General features: G+C 71.2%; 16 protein-coding genes. 8 read left to right on the plus strand and 8 right to left on the minus strand.

The genetic code is table 11. The features are described from left to right. Positions 1-81: 81 nt before the first annotated feature. Both AB0B50_RS41675 and mshA read right to left on the minus strand, forming a co-directional pair. Entirely contained in the window at positions 82-597 is a 516-nt protein-coding gene (locus AB0B50_RS41675) for a YbjN domain-containing protein (RefSeq protein WP_362342323.1), read from the minus strand. Then, on the minus strand, positions 590-1,954 hold the full coding sequence (gene mshA / locus AB0B50_RS41680) for a D-inositol-3-phosphate glycosyltransferase (protein WP_362342324.1): 1,365 nt from the start codon (positions 1,952-1,954) through the stop codon (positions 590-592). Before mshA ends, AB0B50_RS41675 begins: the two co-directional genes overlap by 8 nt. Positions 1,955-2,124: 170 nt before the next feature. On the opposite strand from mshA, the gene AB0B50_RS41685 reads away from it, so the two are divergent. From AB0B50_RS41685 to AB0B50_RS41695, 3 genes are all read left to right on the plus strand, one after another. Then, complete coding sequence (locus AB0B50_RS41685) at positions 2,125-2,922, plus strand: class I SAM-dependent methyltransferase (RefSeq protein ID WP_362342327.1); 798 nt, start codon at positions 2,125-2,127, stop codon at positions 2,920-2,922. 376 nt (positions 2,923-3,298) lie between these two features. Beyond that, the gene (locus AB0B50_RS41690) at positions 3,299-4,381 is read left to right on the plus strand and encodes an NlpC/P60 family protein (RefSeq protein WP_362342330.1); all 1,083 of its coding nucleotides are present in this window, start codon (positions 3,299-3,301) and stop codon (positions 4,379-4,381) included. Between the two features lie 242 nt (positions 4,382-4,623). After that, positions 4,624-5,937, plus strand: coding sequence for a SpoIIE family protein phosphatase (locus AB0B50_RS41695; protein ID WP_362342333.1), 1,314 nt, complete (start codon positions 4,624-4,626; stop codon positions 5,935-5,937). Positions 5,938-5,958: 21 nt separating this feature from the next. On the opposite strand, the gene AB0B50_RS41700 is transcribed toward AB0B50_RS41695, so the two are convergent. The 3 genes from AB0B50_RS41700 to AB0B50_RS41710 form a co-directional block, all read right to left on the minus strand. Then, on the minus strand, positions 5,959-6,291 hold the full coding sequence (locus AB0B50_RS41700) for a DUF2516 family protein (RefSeq protein WP_362342335.1): 333 nt from the start codon (positions 6,289-6,291) through the stop codon (positions 5,959-5,961). A gap of 118 nt (positions 6,292-6,409) precedes the next feature. Then, the gene (locus AB0B50_RS41705) at positions 6,410-7,021 is read right to left on the minus strand and encodes a hypothetical protein (RefSeq protein WP_362342338.1); all 612 of its coding nucleotides are present in this window, start codon (positions 7,019-7,021) and stop codon (positions 6,410-6,412) included. A gap of 32 nt (positions 7,022-7,053) precedes the next feature. Next, positions 7,054-7,506 carry a helix-turn-helix transcriptional regulator gene (locus AB0B50_RS41710; protein WP_362342341.1) on the minus strand — a complete coding sequence of 151 codons (453 nt, stop codon included), beginning with the start codon at positions 7,504-7,506 and terminating at the stop codon, positions 7,054-7,056. Between the two features lie 385 nt (positions 7,507-7,891). Here AB0B50_RS41710 and AB0B50_RS41715 point away from each other — a divergent pair, with 385 nt between their 5' ends. Then, positions 7,892-9,001, plus strand: coding sequence for a protein phosphatase 2C domain-containing protein (locus AB0B50_RS41715; RefSeq protein ID WP_362342344.1), 1,110 nt, complete (start codon positions 7,892-7,894; stop codon positions 8,999-9,001). Positions 9,002-9,160: 159 nt separating this feature from the next. Here AB0B50_RS41715 and AB0B50_RS41720 read toward each other — a convergent pair whose 3' ends face one another. Further along, a complete protein-coding gene (locus tag AB0B50_RS41720) occupies positions 9,161-9,529 on the minus strand; it encodes a helix-turn-helix domain-containing protein (RefSeq protein ID WP_362342347.1) in 369 nt (122 codons plus the stop codon). Positions 9,530-9,579: 50 nt separating this feature from the next. Between AB0B50_RS41720 and AB0B50_RS41725 the strand changes: the two genes are divergently transcribed. Then, entirely contained in the window at positions 9,580-10,467 is an 888-nt protein-coding gene (locus AB0B50_RS41725) for an NAD(P)-binding domain-containing protein (RefSeq protein WP_362342350.1), read from the plus strand. 128 nt (positions 10,468-10,595) lie between these two features. Here the strand turns inward: AB0B50_RS41725 and AB0B50_RS41730 are convergent, their stop codons facing one another. Beyond that, a complete protein-coding gene (locus AB0B50_RS41730; RefSeq protein ID WP_362342353.1) occupies positions 10,596-11,777 on the minus strand; it encodes an alkene reductase in 1,182 nt (393 codons plus the stop codon). A 292-nt stretch (positions 11,778-12,069) separates the two neighbouring features. Between AB0B50_RS41730 and AB0B50_RS41735 the strand changes: the two genes are divergently transcribed. Then, positions 12,070-13,140: a PHB depolymerase family esterase gene (locus AB0B50_RS41735; protein WP_362342356.1), complete on the plus strand. Its 1,071-nt coding sequence runs from the start codon at positions 12,070-12,072 to the stop codon at positions 13,138-13,140. 20 nt (positions 13,141-13,160) lie between these two features. Here AB0B50_RS41735 and AB0B50_RS41740 read toward each other — a convergent pair whose 3' ends face one another. Beyond that, positions 13,161-14,153, minus strand: coding sequence for a helix-turn-helix domain-containing protein (locus AB0B50_RS41740; RefSeq protein ID WP_362342359.1), 993 nt, complete (start codon positions 14,151-14,153; stop codon positions 13,161-13,163). 111 nt (positions 14,154-14,264) lie between these two features. Between AB0B50_RS41740 and AB0B50_RS41745 the strand changes: the two genes are divergently transcribed. Both AB0B50_RS41745 and AB0B50_RS41750 read left to right on the plus strand, forming a co-directional pair. After that, positions 14,265-15,218, plus strand: a complete 954-nt coding sequence (locus tag AB0B50_RS41745) for an NAD(P)-dependent oxidoreductase (protein ID WP_362342362.1) — start codon at positions 14,265-14,267, stop codon at positions 15,216-15,218. A gap of 82 nt (positions 15,219-15,300) precedes the next feature. Further along, on the plus strand, positions 15,301-16,776 hold the full coding sequence (locus tag AB0B50_RS41750; RefSeq protein WP_362342365.1) for a penicillin-binding protein 2: 1,476 nt from the start codon (positions 15,301-15,303) through the stop codon (positions 16,774-16,776). The last annotated feature ends 6 nt before the right edge of the window (positions 16,777-16,782 follow it).

Genomic DNA, 16,782 nt, shown 5'->3' on the forward strand with positions numbered 1-16,782 from the left:
TGTGAACGGAGTTCATGTGAGCGATGGCGTGGAGCATGGCATGACGCGGCGCCGCGCGGAAGGGTGCCGGGGTTCCGAAGCCTAGCCTCGCGGCTGGGTCAGGTGGGTGAACGCGTCCAGGTTTCGTGTGGGCTCGCCCCGCGAGACCCTCCACTCGTACTCCTTGCGGATCGCCGACGCGAAGCCCAGTTCCAGGAGCGTGTTGAAGGAGTCGTCCGAGGCCGAGAGGACCGAGCCGAGGAGGCGGTCCAGTTCCTCGGGGGTCACCGCGGCGAGCGGGAGCTTGCCGGCGAGGTAGATGTCGCCGAGGGAGTCGATCGCGTAACTCACGCCGTAGAGGCGGAGGTTCCGCTCCAGGAGCCAGCGGTGCACCGCCTCGTGGTTCTCGTCGGGGTGACGGATCACGAAGGCGTTCAGGGAGAGGGAGTGGTTGCCGAGCTTCAGCGAGAGGGTCGTGGAGAGCTTGCGCGTGCCCGGGAGCTTGACCACGTACGCGCCCGGCTCCGGGGACTCCCACTCCAGTTCGGCGTCCTCCAGCGTTCGCTCGACGATCGCCGCAGTGCTCGTACTCGCACCCGTACCTGCCTGCTCAGCCATGGTGCGAGCGTACGTGACGGTGAGCGGCGCGGAAATCGTGCACCGCCGCGGTGTAGACGTCCGCCGTCGCGGACGCCGCCGTGTCCCAGCCGAAGGACTGCGCGTGCCGGGCCGCCGCCGCCCCCATGTGGTCCGCCAGGTGGGGACGGTCGGCGAAATCGCGCAGCACGCGCGCGTAGTGGGCCGGTTCATGGCCGGAGATCAGGAAGCCGGTCACCTCGTCGCGTACGGCGACGGGCAGGCCGCCCACGGACGCCGCGAGGACCGGCGTGCCCGCCGCCTGCGCCTCTATGGCCACCAGGCCGAACGACTCGCTGTAGGACGGCATCACCAGGACCGACGCCGCCCTGAACCAGTCCGCCAGCTGCTCCTGGCCCACCGGCGGCTGGAAGCGCACCACGTCCGCGATGCCCAGCTTCGCGGCCAGCTTCTGCAGACCCTCCGGCTTCGCGAGGCCGCTGCCGCTCGGGCCGCCGACTATGGGGACGACGATGTTCGAGCGCAGCGCGGGCCGCTCGTCGAGGAGGACGGCGACCGCGCGAAGCAGCACGTCCGGGGCCTTCAGCGGCTGGATGCGGCCCGCGAAGAGCGGGATCAGCGCGTCCTGCGGCAGGCCGAGGCGGTGCCGGGCCGCGGCGCGCCCGTCCGCCGGGCGGAAGCGGTCGAGGTTCACGCCCGGGTGGACGACGGCGACCTTGCCCGGGTCGGCTTCGTAGTGACGTACGAGTTCGTCGGCCTCTTCGGCGGTGTTGGCGATGAGCCGGTCGGCGGCCCGCACGATCTGCGTCTCGCCGATGACGCGGGCCGCGGGCTCGGGGGTGTCGCCCTCGGCGAGCGCCGCGTTCTTGACCTTGGCCATGGTGTGCATGGCGTGGACGAGGGGGACGCCCCAGCGTTCGGCCGCGAGCCAGCCGACGTGGCCGGAGAGCCAGTAGTGGGAGTGGACCAGGTCGTAGTAGCCGGGGCGGTGGCCCGCCCAGGCCTGCATCACGCCGTGCGTGAAGGCGCACAGCTGGGCGGGGAGCTCTTCCTTGGCGAGGCCTTCGTAGGGCCCCGCGTCCACGTGGCGCACGAGGACGCCGGGAGCCAGCTCGACGGTGGGCGGGAGCGCGCCGGTGGTGGCGCGCGTGAAGATCTCGACCTCTACGTTGATCGCGGCGAGGCGCTTGGCCAGCTCGACGATGTAGACGTTCATGCCGCCCGCGTCGCCCGTGCCGGGCTGGTGCAGCGGCGAGGTGTGCACGCTGAGCATGGCCACACGGCGCGGGCGCCGGTGGGGGCCGGGAATACCAGGGATACGGAGCCGTGAGGGTGCCGCCGGGGAGCGACGCCCGAGCCTGGACACGTACTGGCTCACGTGGCGGTCCTCCTTGCGTACGGGCATGACTACGGGGAGGGCGTACGGGTCCTCCAGAGGGGGGAACACCGGAAGACTCGCCTCCATTTCCGCTGCCTCTCCTCACCGACCCTTTTTGCCAAAGCGTTACCCGGCGCCCCTCGACCGTCGTTCCCGCATACCCTTTCCCCATGGCCCCACGCACCGCTTCCCGCCCCGTAGGGACGGTGACGCGCGGGACCACCAATCCGAACCGGCTGCGCCGCATGGACCGCTGGATCGCCGCCGTCCACGGCGCCGCGCTGCGCCGCTCCGAGCACCCCGTCGCCGTCGACCTCGGCTACGGCGCGTCCCCCTGGACCGCCGTCGAACTGCTCCTGAGGCTGCGCACCGTCGCTCCACGCGCGCGCGTGGTCGGCATCGAGATCGACCCGGCGCGGGTCGCGGCCGCGAAGCCGTACGAGCGCGAGGGCCTCTCCTTCCGCCACGGCGGCTTCGAGGTGCCGCTGACGGGCGGCCCGGCCCTGATCCGGGCCGCGAACGTCCTGCGGCAGTACGACGAGGAGCAGGTCGCCGCCGTCTGGGAGCGGCTCCGCGCCCGCCTCGCACCCGGCGGCCTGCTCGTCGAGGGCACCTGCGACGAGATCGGGCGGCGGCACGTGTGGGTCGCTCTCGGACCCGAGGGGCCGCGCACGGTGACCTTCGCGACGCGGCTCGGCTCCCTGGAGCAGCCCTCCGACCTCGCGGAACGGCTGCCGAAGGCGCTGATCCACCGGAACATCCCCGGCGAGCCGGTGCACGCGTTCCTGCGGGACTTCGACCGGGCCTGGGCGGCCGCGGCGCCGTACGCCTCGTACGGGGCACGGCAGCGCTGGATCAGGGCGGTGCGGGATCTGACCGCCGACTGGCCCGTGGTCGACGGGACTTCGCGGTGGCGGCAGGGCGAAGTGACCGTGCGGTGGGAGGCGTTGGCACCGAAGGTGCGCTGAGCCTTCCGGACAACCGCTGGACAACCACCGGTCAACCGCCGGGCAACCACCGGTCAACCGCCGGGCATCCTCCGACCGCCCCCCGGCCGCCCTCCGGCCGCCCTCCGGCCGCCGGGGCTCACCCTCCGCTCGACTCCCCTGCTCCACACGGGCGTTGAACACATGTACGCCGCCACGCACCGTGATTCCCCGCCCCTCGCGTGGAACGCATCGCTGTGACCTGCGGGGAACGATCTCCTGGCGCCGTTCGTCACATGGGACGGGTAGGGGGGATCGGAGTTGCTGTCGAGCTCTGTCGCATTGAGCGCCGACATGGCACCATCCCGAAGGCGACCGGAAGTTACTGACGGTAAATCAGCTTTGGGGGTGGCGGAGCGTGACTGGCAAGCGATACTCGACGGCGACGGCCGTGGCGCTGATCTGCGCGGCGACGGTGCTGACCGCACCGGGGACGGCCTTCGCGAGCCCGGCGAGTGCCCCCGCGAGCCCGGCACGGCAGCCGACCGACCCGACTCCCCGGTCGGACAAGTCCCTTGAGCAGGTCCGCAAGGAGATCGAGAAGCTCTACCACGACGCGGGCGTGGCCACGGATGCGTACAACGCCGCCGAGGAGAAGGCCGAGAAGCAGTCCGAGCAGATCGTGAAGCTGGCCAAGGACATCGCCAAGGGCCAGGCGAAGCTGGAGAAGCTGAAGGCCCGCGCGGGCGCCGCGGCCCGCGCGCAGTACCGCGGCGGCGGCATGCCGGCCGAGGCCCGGCTGATGCTCAGCGACGACCCGGGCCAGTTCCTGGACGGCGCCGGGCGCGTGCGGCAGGGCGAGAAGGCCACCAAGGGCATGCTGACCGAACTGGAGCGGACCCAGGAGGACCTCCGGATCTACGCCAAGGACGCGACCGCCCGCTGGAAGAAGCTGGAAGCCAACCGCAAGGCGAAGGCCGCGTCGAAGAAGGAGATAAAGAAGAAGATCGCGGACGCCGAGAAGCTCGAGTCGCGCCTGGAGAAGAAGGAGCGGGAGCGGCTGCGCAAGCTGGAGGAGGCGGCCGCCCTCAAGAAGCAGTCGGCGTGGGTGAGTTCGGGCGTCCTGAAGGACATCAGCGGCAAGGCCACACCGCAGGGCAAGAGGGCCATCGAGTTCGCCACGGCCCAGATCGGCAAGCCGTACGTATGGGGCGCCGAGGGCCCGGGGTCGTACGACTGCTCGGGGCTGACCTCGAAGGCCTGGGCGGCGGCCGGGCGCGGCATTCCGCGCACCTCGCAGGAGCAGTGGAAGCAGCTGCCGCGCATAGACATCAAGAACATGCGCCCCGGTGACCTGATCATTTACCACTCGGACGCGAGCCACGTCGGGTTGTACGTGGGTGACGGCGCCATCGTGCACGCCCCGCGGCCGGGCCGTGACGTGACGATCGCGGGCGCGGGCTCGATGAAGATCCTCGGGGTCGTGCGGCCCGACAAGTAGCGCGAGGCCGAGGGCGTGTGACCCAGCACACGCCCCGCTCCCCCGCTCAACCCCCGCGACGTGATGTTCGTCATTCCGGACGGGACCGCGCCGTGCCCAATTGCGTTCCTGGATGCGGCATATGACGGTGGCCGATTTCCGTGCGGCATTCCAATGGAGGCGCGGCTACCGCTAAGGTCCCCGTCGGTGCTGCGACGACCTGCGTGGCGCCATGCCCTCGGGGGGAGGGAAGGAACCAAGCGATGCCCGTACCCATACCGCGGCAGAGAGCAGTTCTGGCCGCGGAAGGCGGTCAGGCTCACGCGGCGCCCCGGCACGACGCGGCGGCGCCCGCCCATGACACGACCGCCCAAGGCAGCGGCAACGGCAACGGCTCCGGACTCAGCCTCCTGGTGATCGAGGACGACCCGGCGGGCTCCCTGCCCGTACCCGAGCTGCTCGACTCCGCGGGCAAGCCCATCCGCATCCGCACCGCCCGCAACCTCACCGAGGCCGAGCGGCTCCTCACCGACGACGTGCACTGCATCCTGCTCGACCTCGCCCTGGCGGGGCCCGGCGCCACCGCCGCGGACGAGGACGAGCTGGTCGCCCTCAAGCACGTGCTGCGCCTCGCGCCCCGGCACGCCGTCCTCGCGCTCACCGCGGACGGCGACGCCGAGCGCGGCGCGGAGGCCGTGCGGGTCGGCGCGCAGGACTATCTCTTCCGCGACGAGCTGGACGGGCGGCTCCTGAGCCGCGCGATCCGGTACGCGGTGGAGCGCAAGCGGGCCGACGCCGCCCAGCGCCAGCTGACCGAGTCACGCCTTCGCGCCCAGGAGAACGCCCGCCTGGAGCGCGGCCTGCTCCCGACGCCGCTTCTGGAGGGCTCCCCGCTGCGGTTCGCCGCGCGCTACCGGCCGGGCCGCTCCCGCGCGCTGCTCGGCGGCGACTTCTACGACACCGTGCGCACCCCCGACGGCTCCGTGCACGTCATGATCGGCGACGTCTGCGGCCACGGCCCCGACGAGGCGGCGCTCGGCGTGGAGCTGCGGATCGCCTGGCGCGCGCTGACCTTCGCGGGGCTGTGCGGCGACGAGCTGCTGTCCACGCTGCAGAAGGTCCTGGAGCACGAGCGCGCGGACGACGAGATCTTCGCGACGCTCTGCACCGTCGACATCGCCCCGGACGGCCGCAGGGCCGGACTCTGCCTGGCAGGACACCCCTCGCCGCTGATCGCCCGCGAGGGCCGCCCCGCGGAACTTCTTCCGTACGAGAGCAGCGGACCGGCCCTCGGTCTGCTGCCGCGGGCGCGCTGGCCGCGCAAGCAGGTGGAGCTCGGCGGGAAGTGGAGCCTGATGCTCTACACGGACGGCCTGATCGAGGGCCGCATCGGCCGGGGCAACCAGCGCCTGGGGCAGGAAGGCATGGTGGAGATGGTCCGCCGCCAGATCGCCGCGGGGCTGCAGGGCGACGAGCTCCTGGAGGCCGCGGTCAACGAGGTGCGCGACCTCAACGGCGGGGACCTGACGGACGACGTGGCGGTGCTGCTGCTCGACCGGGCGCCTGGCGGGCGGTGACGGGCTGCCCCCGGAGGGGGGCTACCGGCCGCCGTTGTAGGGCCCGTACGGACCGTCGCTGCTCGAGCCGCCGCGACGGCCGCCGCCACCGGTGATCTGACGGATCGCGGGGCGTACGTCGACCATGTACACGATGGTCGCGACGAGCCCGATGATCGGCAGGAACGACAGGATCGGGAACAGCAGGTTCACGATGAACGCGAGCCCGAGGATGATCAGCCAGAACGGCTTGGTCTTCTTGTCCGCGGCGCGATAGGCGTCCTCGCGCCGGACCGCGGCGTCGATGAGCGCGAATCCGCTGAACACGATCAGGGCCAGCGACAGCAGCCACATGAAGTTCGCGAACCCTTGCATCAGCACAACGTCCACCACCAGTCTCGGCTCATCGATTACCCGGCCACGGTACCCGCTACCCCGTCAACGGGGCGGGCACGCCGTGAGTGCCCACCCCGTACGCAAAAGGCCGGTCGGCCTACTTCGCGGGCGGCGTGGTCTTCTTCGCCGTCGTCTTGCGGGTCGTGGTCTTCTTCGCGGCCGGCTTCTTCGCCGGGGCGGCGGCGCTCTTGGGCCCGGCGGTCGCGGACTTGTCGGTCGCCGACGCGCCCCCGGCCTCCGAGGACGACTCCTCCGCGTCCGGCTCGACCGTCTCGGCGATCTCGAAGATCTCCTCGGCGGCCTCGCCGCGCCAGGCCTTCACGGTCTGCTCGCCGTGCTCGGCCACCTCGTCGTACTTCTCACGGGCCTTGACGGCGAGCTCGGCGGCGATGCCGACGCCGCGCAGCGCGAAGTCCTGGGCGGTCTCGCCGAGCTTCTTCAGGTCGGTGTCGAGCGTGCCGATCACCTCGGTGACCTTGGCCTGGACGGTCTCCTGCGCCTCCTTGGCGCGAGTGGCGGCCTTGTCCTGGACGGCCTTGGGGTCGGTGTTGCGCACCGCGTCGAAGCGGGACGGCGCCTCGGCGATCAGCTGCTCGACGAGGCCGGGCACCTTCTTCGCCTGCTGGAAGGCGAGATCCGCGGACCCGGCGACGAAGTACGCGGGGGTGGGGTTGGTGAGGGTCTTGCGCAGGTCATCGGTGATGGCCATGAGGATGGTCCTCCCGGTTCGCGTCAGCTTGGTCAGCTTGAGGGGTTCTGCTTCTGGTCGGCATCACCGGCGTCGGCCGTGCGGGGGCCTTCGACGGTGGTGTCCTCATCCGCGGCCGACTCCGCGTACGACGAGGTCTCGAAGCCGTTCTCCTTGCGAAACGACTCGTAGATCTGCAACAGCACTTGTTTCTGGCGCTCGTTGATGGAGGGGTCGGCGAGGATGACGGCGCGCGTCTCCAGCTCGTCCCGCTCCTTCTCGTCGAGGATCCCGGCCCTTACGTACAGCGTCTCGGCGGAGATCCGCAGGGCCTTGGCGACCTGCTGCAGGACCTCGGCGCTCGGCTTGCGCAGGCCGCGCTCGATCTGGCTCAGATACGGGTTGGACACCCCGGCGGCGTCGGCGAGCTGCCGGAGCGACAGTTGCGCGTTGCGCCGCTGCTCGCGCAGGTACTCACCGAGATTGCCGACGTTGAGTGATGCCATACGTCGATGGTGCAGCACCGCTGCTAACTTTTGCAAGCGCCCGCTTGCAAAAGTGCGCCATGCCACAAGGCGAGCCGCGGCGCGGCGTAAGCCCCAACGCAAAGAGTCCCACCCCGTGTTCACGGGATGGGACTCTCGTCTGGAGCGCCGGGCAGGCCTTGCACCTGCATTTCCCCGCAGGAAGCGGGGCGTCTTTCCTTGGACCACCAACGCATGGACTGTCACCGGAAGTTCGGCGACGAGCACAAGATCAAATGTATCACGCTTCTCGTGCTCACCGGACGAGGAGCGCGGCTGCGACGAGGTGTCTGTTGACCTTCACCTTGGGGGAAGCCACAGCATCGGTTGGGCCGGGCCCGATGCCCGGCACGAGGGAGGAATGAGCATGGGGTTGCTGACCATCGGGGCGTTCGCGAAGGCCTCGCGCCTGTCGCCGAAAGCGCTGCGTCTCTACGACGAGCTCGGTCTGCTGACCCCCGCCCGCGTCGACCCGGTGACCGGCTACCGCCTCTACGCCCCGGACCAGTTGGACCAGGCCCGCCTGGTCGCCTGGCTCCGCAGGCTCGGCATGCCGCTCGCCCGCATCCGGCACGTCCGCACGCTGGAGGACGGGGCGGCGGCACAGGAGGTGCGCGCCTACTGGGCCGAGGTCGAGGCCGAGACCGCCGCGCGGCGGGACCTGGCCACCTTCCTCGTCAGCCATCTTTCGTGGAAGGACACCGCCGTGGCTTCTGCCGCCCGCCGCCTGACCATTCGTTACGCCGCCCTGACCGACGCCGGTCTGGTCCGCGAGAGCAACCAGGACACCGCCTACGCCGGCGCCCGTCTCCTCGCCGTCGCCGACGGCTACGGCAGGGAGGGCGCGCCCGCGAGCGCCGCCGCCGTCGACACCCTCAAGCGCCTGGAGCACGAGACCGACGGCATCCCCGCGGGCAGTCTCCTCAATGTCCTCGAAGACGCCGTCGAGGAGGCCGCCCGCGCCGTGCACAGCGCCTCGCGGGGTACCTCACGGAGCGCCTCGCAGGAACAGGAGGACGAGGGCGGGACCACGCTCACCGCGATGCTCTGGACCGGGTCGCAGCTGGCCCTCGTCCACATCGGGGACTCCCGCGCCTACCTCCTGCGCGACGGCGAGTTCTTCCAGATCACCCACGACCACACCATGGTCCAGTCCATGGTCGACGACGGGCGCCTCACCCCCGATGAGGCGTCCGCCCATCCCCAACGGGCGCTGCTCGCACGCGCTTTGGGCGTCGGTCCGGTCGCCGACGTCGACATGCGGCTGCACGACGCGCGCCCCGGCGACCGCTACCTGCTCTGCTCCGACGGGCTCTCCGCCGTCGTCCCCTCCGACGAGGTACGGCGGGTCCTCACGGAGGTCGCCGAGCCCGAGCGGGCCGTACGCCCGCTCGTCGAGCGGGCCAACCACCTCGGGGGACCCGACAACATCAGCTGCGTGGTCGCCGACGTACGAGAACCGGAACTCGGCGCCTGAGCCGATGGGTCATGCCGCCCGGGTCGCGGCGGGTCGCGGCCGGGGCGCGGCCGGGGCGCCGCTGGATGGCCACTTTTTTGTGGGTACTTGGCGTAGCGCCCGCCAACGGCCAACCTGGTGGGGACGCCGAGGCCCGGGGAGGAGCGGAGTGACGATGCGTCAGGACGCGTGGAGTTCCGTGGAGTCCGGCTGGGACTGCGCCAGTCGGCCCAGGCGGCGGTGGCCCCAGTCCGACAGCGGGCCCAGCGCCTCGCAGAGGTCGCGGCCGAACTCCGTCAGGGAGTAGACGGTCTTCAACGGACGTACGTCGTACACCTCCCGGTGCACGAGGCCGTCCGCCTCCATCTCGCGCAGCGCCTGGGTCAGCACTTTCTCCGTGAGGCCCGGCAGCAGCCTGAGTATCTCGCCCGGACGGTGCGGGCCGCTCTCCAGCGGCCAGAGCAGCGCCGTCTTCCACTTGCCGTCGATCACGGCGATGGCTGCGGTCACGCCGCACACGTTCGGGTCCTGAGCACGGCTGCGCGTCATTTTCATCCCCTTTTAACGCCATTTACCAGTACTTGCACGGGAGTTCAATCATGCCCACACACACCGAACAGTCTGCCGTCACCGTCCTCGGTCTCGGCCCGATGGGCCGAGCCCTCGTCTCCGCGTTCCTCGCCGCCGGCGTGCGGACCACCGTCTGGAACCGGACGCCCGGCCGGGACAAGGAGCTGGTCGAGCAGGGCGCGATCAGTGCCGCATCGGCCGAAGAAGCGGTGTCCGCAAGCCCGTTGACGGTGGTCTGCGTCGTCAACTACGACGCGTCGGACGCCGTCCTGCGCCGCGACGCCGTGACGGACGCCCTCAAGGGCCGCACGGTCGCGAACCTCAGCGCCGACACCCCCGACCGGGCCAGGGACACCGCGCGGTGGGCTCAGGAGCACGGTGTCCGGTACCTGGACGGCGCCATCATGACGCCGGTCGCGACCATCGGCACGCCCCACGGGGTGTTCCTCCACAGCGGCCCCGCCGACCTCTACGAAGAGCACCGCCCCGTCCTCGACGCGCTCGGCGGCACCCACACCCACCTCGGCGAGGACACCGGCAGGGCGGCGGCGTACGACGTCTCGCTGCTCGACATCTTCTGGACCGCCATGACCGGCTACATGCACGCCCTGGCCATCGCGAAGGCAGAGGGCATCTCCGCGCAGGAGCTGGCTCCGTTCGCGGCGGGCATCGGCGCGATTCTCCCCGCCATCTTCGAGGCGTCCGCGGCGGAGGTGGACAACGGCACCTACTCCGGCGAGGACAACCCGATCACGTCCACGGCCTCGACGATGTCCCACGTCATCCACACCTCCGAGTCCCACGGCATCGACGCGGGCGTGATGCGCGCCGCCGAGGGCCTGGTCCGCCGCGTCATCGACGAGGACCACGGCAACGACGGAGCGACCCGCATCGTGGAACTCCTCGGCCGCCGCTGAGGGTTGCCCTTGCCCTTTCCCTCGCCCTTTCCCTCGCCCTTTCCCTCGCCCTTTCCCGTGCCCGCGCCCGTGCCCGTGCCCGCGCCCGTGCCCGTGCCCGTGCCCGTGCCGGGTCCGAGCCTGCGGCCTCATCCTCGGTCGGTGTCGCGCAGGGCGGGGTAGTCGGTGTAGCCGGCCGCCCCGCCCACGTACATCAGGCCCTTGTCCCGCAGAGCGTTGAGCGGCGCCCCGAGACGCATGCGCTCGACCAGGTCGGGGTTGGCGAGGAACGCGCGGCCCAGCGAGATCAGGTCGGCCCCGGCGGCGAGCAGCCGCTCCCCGGCGTGCCTGCCGCCGTCGGCGGGCAGCGGTCCGCCCCAGCCGAGCACCGGGTTGGCGACGAGGGTGCCCTGCCAGCTCTTGCGGATCCGCTGGAAGAGTGCGTCGTCGGGGTCGGCGAAGACGACGTGGAGGTAGGCGAGTGGGCCGATCTCCGTGAGGGCGTCGACCAGCTCCGGGTAGATGTCCTCGGTGTCGCCCTCCTCGATGCCGTTGACGGTGATGCCGGGCGCGATGCGTACGCCGACGCGCTCGGCGCCGATCGCGTCGGCGACGGCACGGACGACCTCGACGACGAAGCGGATGCGGTGGGCGACGGGGCCGCCGTAGGCGTCGGTGCGGTGGTTGGTGTTCTTCGCGAGGAACTGGTGCAGGAGGTAGCCGTTGGCGGCGTGCACCTCGACTCCTTCGAAGCCCGCGTCGACGGCGCGGCGGGCGGCGGCCGCGAAGTCGGCGACCGTCTCCTCCATGTCCTCGGCGGTCATCTCCCGTGGTTCGACGGCGGGTTGGTGACCGCCGGGCGTGTGGATGGTGTCCGGCAGCGGCACCGGCGAGGGCGCGACCGGCGTCAGGCCGCTGTTGTCCGGGTGCCCGACGCGGCCGCCGTGCTGCAGCTGCAGGAACATCCGGCCGCCCGCCTCGCGCACGGCGTCGGTGACCTGCCGCCAGCCGGTGACGTGGGCGTCGTCGTGGATAGCGGTGATGTTGGCGTAGGTCTGGCCGACCGCGTTGGGCGTGGAGGCCTCGGCGATGATCAGGCCCGCGGAGGCGCGCTGGGCGTAGTACGTGGCCATGACCGGCTGCGGGACGCCGTCCGCGGAGGCACGGTTGCGTGTCATGGGGGCCATGACGAGACGGTTGGGGAGGGGGAGGTCACCGAGGCGGGTGGGGTGGAGGAGGGGGGAGGTGGTGACGGTGGGGGTGGTGGGGATAGTGGGAGTGGTGGGGGTGGTGGGGATCGTGGCGACGGAGGCCTTGGTGGTGGCGTTCATGGCGTGCTCCTTGGAGTGCGATGTGGCTGCGGAGTCCTGCTGAGCCCTGCTGAATCCCGCTGAGTCCCGCTGACAGGAACGACTGTGCTCGGCAGCGCTTCGGAGCCGCTGATGGTCCGCTGATGGCAGCTCTGAAGGGCCCGCGCGATGTCCCCAGATGGCTTCCACGGTGACCCCGCCCCGGTGGCACCACGCCACACCCCCCGCCCCCGCGCTGTAGCCCCCGCCCACCTCGTCCGCCCCGCGGGGAGCGCCCAGAATGACGGCCCCCACACCCCGACCGGAGGCACTCATGGCGTACAGAAAGTCCCTCGGGAAGTCCCTCGGGAAGTCCCTCGGGAAGCCCCTTCTGCCCGTGGCCGCCGCCTTCCTCCTCGCCGTCGGCGGCGCCGCGACCGGCGCCGCCGCAGCCGTCCCCTCCCCCACCCCCGGCGAGCTGCGACCCCACGAGATCGAGTCGACGTACGTGTCAGGCGTCTCGTCCGGCGGATACCTCGCCGACCAGCTGCACGTGGCCCACTCCTCGGTCATCAAGGGCGCCGGCATCTTCAGTGCCGGTGCCTACGAGTGCGCGCAGGGCAGCGTCAACACCGCCCTGTACGCGTGCATGGACACCTACATGCCGCGCAGGACCCCGGCCCAGCTGGAGCAACTCACCAGGGAGCGCGCGGCGGCGGGCCGAGTCGACCCGGTGGCGAACCTGTCGGGCGACCCGGTCTGGCTGTACCACGGCGGGAACGACAGGACCATCGACCGCCCGGTGAACGACGATCTGGCCGCCTACCACCGGGACTTCGGCGCGAACGTCGCCTACGACACGTCCTCCGCGGCGGGCCACGCCTGGGTCTCCCCGCTCGGCCGGGTCTCCTGCACGAGCACGGCCTCGCCCTACCTCAACAACTGCGGTACCGACCCCGAACGCGCCATGCTCTCCCACCTGTTCGGCGCCCCCGTGAACCCCGCCACCACCGCCTCGCCGGACGGCACCCTCGTCCGCTTCGACCAGAACCGCCACGCCCCGGGCGGCAACGCGGCCGCGATCAGCATGGGCAAGGACGGCTTCGCGTACGTCCCGAAGGCCTGCGCGGCCGGGTCGGGCGGGCCGTGCCGCCTGATGGTCGCCCTGCACGGCTGTCAGCAGACGTACGGCCAGATCGGCGACACGTTCATGCGCCAGGCCTACTTGAACGAGTACGCCGACACCAACCGCATGATCGTCCTGTACCCGCAGGCCACCACCTCGCTCGACAACCCGCGCGGCTGCTGGAACTGGTGGGGCTACGGCGGCGACACCCACTACGCCGACAAGAGCGGCAGGCAGATCACAGCGATCATGGACATGGTCAAGCAGCTGGGCGGCTGATCGAGCGGCCGTCCGCGGCCTCAGGCGGCCGATCGGCCGAAGAACGAGCGCCGGTAGTCCCCGGGCGACACCCCGACCTGCTTCAGGAAGTGGTGCCTGAGGTTGTTCGCCGTCCCGAGTCCACTGAGCTCGCCCACCTTCTCGACCGGCAGGTCCGTCGACTCCAGGAGGCTCTGCGCCCGCGCGAGGCGCTGGCCCAGGAGCCATTGGAGCGGGGTCGTGCCGGTGGCCGCCTGAAGGCGGCGGTAGAAGGTGCGCGGGCTCATCGCCGCGCGGCGCGCCAGGTCGTCGACGGTGAGCGGCCGGTCCAGGTGGGCGCGGGCCCACTCCAGTACGGGGCCGAGGCCCGCGTCGTCCGTCTCGGGCACGGACAGGTCGATGAACTGGGCCTGGCCGCCGGGGCGGTGGGCGGGCACCACCATGCGCCGCGCCAGCTGGTTGGCGACGTGCGCGCCGAGGTCGCGGCGGACCATGTGGAGGCAGAGGTCGAGGCCCGCGGTGAGCCCGGCGCTGGTCAGGACGGAGCCGTCGTCCACGTAGAGGACCGAGTCGTCGACGTCCACCTCCGGGTACCGGGCGGCGAGTTGGGCGGTGTGCATCCAGTGGGCGGTGGCCCTGCGCCCGTCGAGGAGGCCCGCTTCGGCGAGCGCGAAGGCGCCGGTGCACAGCGAGACCATGCGGGCGCCCGCCTCGTACGCCCGGCGCAGGGCGTCGGTGAGGCCGGGCGGCAGCGGCGCGCCCTCCTCGACACAGGCGTCCGGCACCGAGGTCACGACGACGGTGTCGGCGCCGACCAGCCCTTCGAGGCCGTAGGGCGTGCGCAGCCCGAAGCCGAAGTCGCCGCCGCTCGTGTCCCGTTCGCCGGTGGCGCACAGCCGCAGGTCGTACCAGGACTCGGTCAGGTCGGGCTGCGGCTTGCCGAACACCGTGAGGGGGATGCTCAGTTCGTACAGATCCCAGGACGGGACCCCGATCTCGTCGGCCACGACGACCGCGACGGAACCAGCGCTCATCTCCCCGAGCGTACGGGTCCGGGGAGGCCTCGCGGCTGCTGGCAGGAATTTGGTGACCACCGTCACCCCTGTCACTGTCGGCAGTGGCCGCGCGCTGCGAGCGTGGTCCCCATGAACGCCACCACCAGCACGGACACCGCTTCCGGCACGGACACCGCCTCCAGCACGAACGGCACTTCCGGCACGAACGCCACTCCCGTCACCGTCATCGGCCTGGGCCTCATGGGCTCCGCCCTCGCCGCCGCCCTCCTGGACCGCGGCCACCCCACCACCGCCTGGAACCGCTCCCCCGAGAAGGCGAAGCCCCTGGCCGACCGCGGGGCGCGGGTGGTCGCGACCCCGGCGGAGGCCGTCGCCGCGAGCGGTCTCGTCCTGGCCTGCGTCCTCGACTACGACGCCCTGCGCACCGTCCTCGCCCCCGTCGCCGAGGCGGGCGGGCTCGCCGGGAAGTCCCTGGTCAACCTCACGTCGGGGTCGCCGGAGCAGGCCGAAGAGATGGCACGGTGGGCGGCATCGCACGGCGCCGACTACCTCGACGGCGGCATCATGACGACCCCGCCGGGCGTCGGCAGCCCGGAGATGATGTTCCTCTACAGCGGCTCGGAGGCGGTCTTCGAGGCCCACCGCGCCACGCTCGCCGCGCTCGGCGACCCGCTGCACCTCGGCACGGAGCCGGGCCTCGCCTCGCTCTACGACTCCGCGCTGCTCGGCCTGATGTGGGCGGCGTTCACCGGCTGGCTGCACGGCACCGCCCTGGTGACCTCCGAGGGGACGTCGGCCGAGGCCTTCACCCAGGTCGCGCTGCGCTGGCTGAACGGCGCGGTCTCCGGGTTCCTCTCGACGTACGCGCCCCAGGTGGACGCCGGGCGCTATCCGGGCGACGACGCCACCGTCGACGTACAGATCGCGGCGATCGACCACCTGATCCACGCCGCGAAGGCGCGTGGCATCGACAACGCCCTGCCCGATCTCCTGAAGTCGACGATGGAGCGCACGGCCGCCGCGGGCCACGGGGGCGACAGCTACGCGAGCGTGATCGAGGTGCTGCGCGGCACCCGGCGGTAGATCGACGGAATCACCCCCGCGCCGCCGCGGTAGCAGAGAGGATGGACCGGAACGATTCGCCGGGCCCGGGGGGAGCCACTCCATGAACCGTCCACTGCGGCACATAGCCGTCTTCTGCGGGATCCTCACGCTCGCCCTGCTCCTGCGGGCGACATGGGTGCAGTTCGCGGAGAACGACGAGCTGTCGAACCACAAGAACAACCGCCGCGTGCAGATCGAGGCCTTCTCCCACCCGCGCGGCGACATCATCGTCGGCGGCAAGTCCATCACCGGCTCCAAGGAGACCCCGGGCTCCGACTTCAAGTACAAGCGGACCTTCAAGGAAGGCCCGATGTACGCGCCGGTGACGGGCTACTTCTCGCAGGCCCAGGGCTCCACCTTCCTGGAGGGCGTCCACAACGGCATCCTCAGCGGCAATGACGACCGCCTGTTCATCAAGCGCACCCTGGACATGCTGACCGGCAAGAAGCAGCAGGGCGGCGACGTCGTCACGACCATCGACCCGAAGGCGCAGAAGGCCGCCTACGACGGGCTGGTGAACCTGAACGCCAAGGGTGCGGTGGTCGCCCTCGACCCCCGCACCGGCAAGGTGCTCGCCCTGGCCAGCACTCCTTCGTACGACCCTTCGGTCTTCGCGGGCATCTCCGCCGACGAGGGCAAGAAGTTCGAGGCGCTCGGCAAGCGCAAGGACAAGCCGCTGAACAACCGCGCGCTGCGCGAGATCTACCCGCCGGGCTCCACCTTCAAGATCCTCACCGCGGCCGCCGCCCTGGAGCACGGCGTGGTGACGGACGTGGACAAGCCGACCGGCGCCCCGACCCCGTACAAGCTGCCCCTGAGCTCCACCCGCATCGGCAACGACGTACCGGACGCCAACTGCGACAAGGTCTCCGTGAAGACCGGCATGCAGTGGTCCTGCAACAACGTCTTCCTCGACCTCGCGCACAAGCTCGGCAAGGACAAGATGCGCGAGACGGCGGAGAAGTTCGGCTTCAACGAAGAGCAGTTCATCCCCGTGCGCGCGGTCGCCAGCAGCTATCCGGAGAAGCTCGACCAGCCGCAGACCGCGCTGACCGGCATGGGCCAGGGCAGTCTGACCAGCACGCCGCTGCAGATGGCGATGGTCACGGCGGGCCTGGCCAACAACGGCAAGGTCATGAAGCCGTACCTGGTCGAGGAGTTGCGCGGCCCCGACCTCTCGACGATCGAGAAGGGCTCGCCCGACCCGCTGAACCAGGCCGTCTCCGAGAAGACCGCGAAGACCGTGCAGGACATGATGGAGAACACCGTCGAGAACGGCACCGCGAACAAGGCGAGGATCGACGGCGTCACGGTCGGCGGCAAGACCGGCACGGCCCAGCACGGCGCGGACGTCAACGACGAGCGGCCGTACGCCTGGTTCGTCTCCTACGCCAAGAACGGCGACGGCGAGTCCCCCGTCGCGGTCGCCGTCTTCGTCGACCCCTCCGACATGGACATCGCGCGCTCGGAGATCGCGGGCGGCAAGCTGGGCGCGCCGATCGCGAAGGCGGTCATGGAGGCGGTCCTGGAGCGCTGACCTCTG

The organism is Streptomyces sp. NPDC041068, from assembly GCF_040647455.1.
GTDB lineage: Bacteria > Actinomycetota > Actinomycetes > Streptomycetales > Streptomycetaceae > Streptomyces.

Excerpts from the sequence above, each read along its gene's own strand:
- AB0B50_RS41675 (WP_362342323.1), bottom strand. The coding sequence starts at position 597 with ATGGCTGAGCAGGCAGGTACGGGTGCGAGTACGAGCACTGCGGCGATC.
- AB0B50_RS41685 (WP_362342327.1), top strand. The coding sequence starts at position 2,125 with ATGGCCCCACGCACCGCTTCCCGCCCCGTAGGGACGGTGACGCGCGGG.
- AB0B50_RS41695 (WP_362342333.1), top strand. The coding sequence starts at position 4,624 with ATGCCCGTACCCATACCGCGGCAGAGAGCAGTTCTGGCCGCGGAAGGC.
- AB0B50_RS41700 (WP_362342335.1), bottom strand. The coding sequence starts at position 6,291 with ATGCAAGGGTTCGCGAACTTCATGTGGCTGCTGTCGCTGGCCCTGATC.
- AB0B50_RS41705 (WP_362342338.1), bottom strand. The coding sequence starts at position 7,021 with ATGGCCATCACCGATGACCTGCGCAAGACCCTCACCAACCCCACCCCC.
- AB0B50_RS41710 (WP_362342341.1), bottom strand. The coding sequence starts at position 7,506 with ATGGCATCACTCAACGTCGGCAATCTCGGTGAGTACCTGCGCGAGCAG.
- AB0B50_RS41715 (WP_362342344.1), top strand. The coding sequence starts at position 7,892 with ATGGGGTTGCTGACCATCGGGGCGTTCGCGAAGGCCTCGCGCCTGTCG.
- AB0B50_RS41720 (WP_362342347.1), bottom strand. The coding sequence starts at position 9,529 with ATGACGCGCAGCCGTGCTCAGGACCCGAACGTGTGCGGCGTGACCGCA.
- AB0B50_RS41725 (WP_362342350.1), top strand. The coding sequence starts at position 9,580 with ATGCCCACACACACCGAACAGTCTGCCGTCACCGTCCTCGGTCTCGGC.
- AB0B50_RS41730 (WP_362342353.1), bottom strand. The coding sequence starts at position 11,777 with ATGAACGCCACCACCAAGGCCTCCGTCGCCACGATCCCCACCACCCCC.
- AB0B50_RS41735 (WP_362342356.1), top strand. The coding sequence starts at position 12,070 with ATGGCGTACAGAAAGTCCCTCGGGAAGTCCCTCGGGAAGTCCCTCGGG.
- AB0B50_RS41740 (WP_362342359.1), bottom strand. The coding sequence starts at position 14,153 with ATGAGCGCTGGTTCCGTCGCGGTCGTCGTGGCCGACGAGATCGGGGTC.
- AB0B50_RS41745 (WP_362342362.1), top strand. The coding sequence starts at position 14,265 with ATGAACGCCACCACCAGCACGGACACCGCTTCCGGCACGGACACCGCC.
- AB0B50_RS41750 (WP_362342365.1), top strand. The coding sequence starts at position 15,301 with ATGAACCGTCCACTGCGGCACATAGCCGTCTTCTGCGGGATCCTCACG.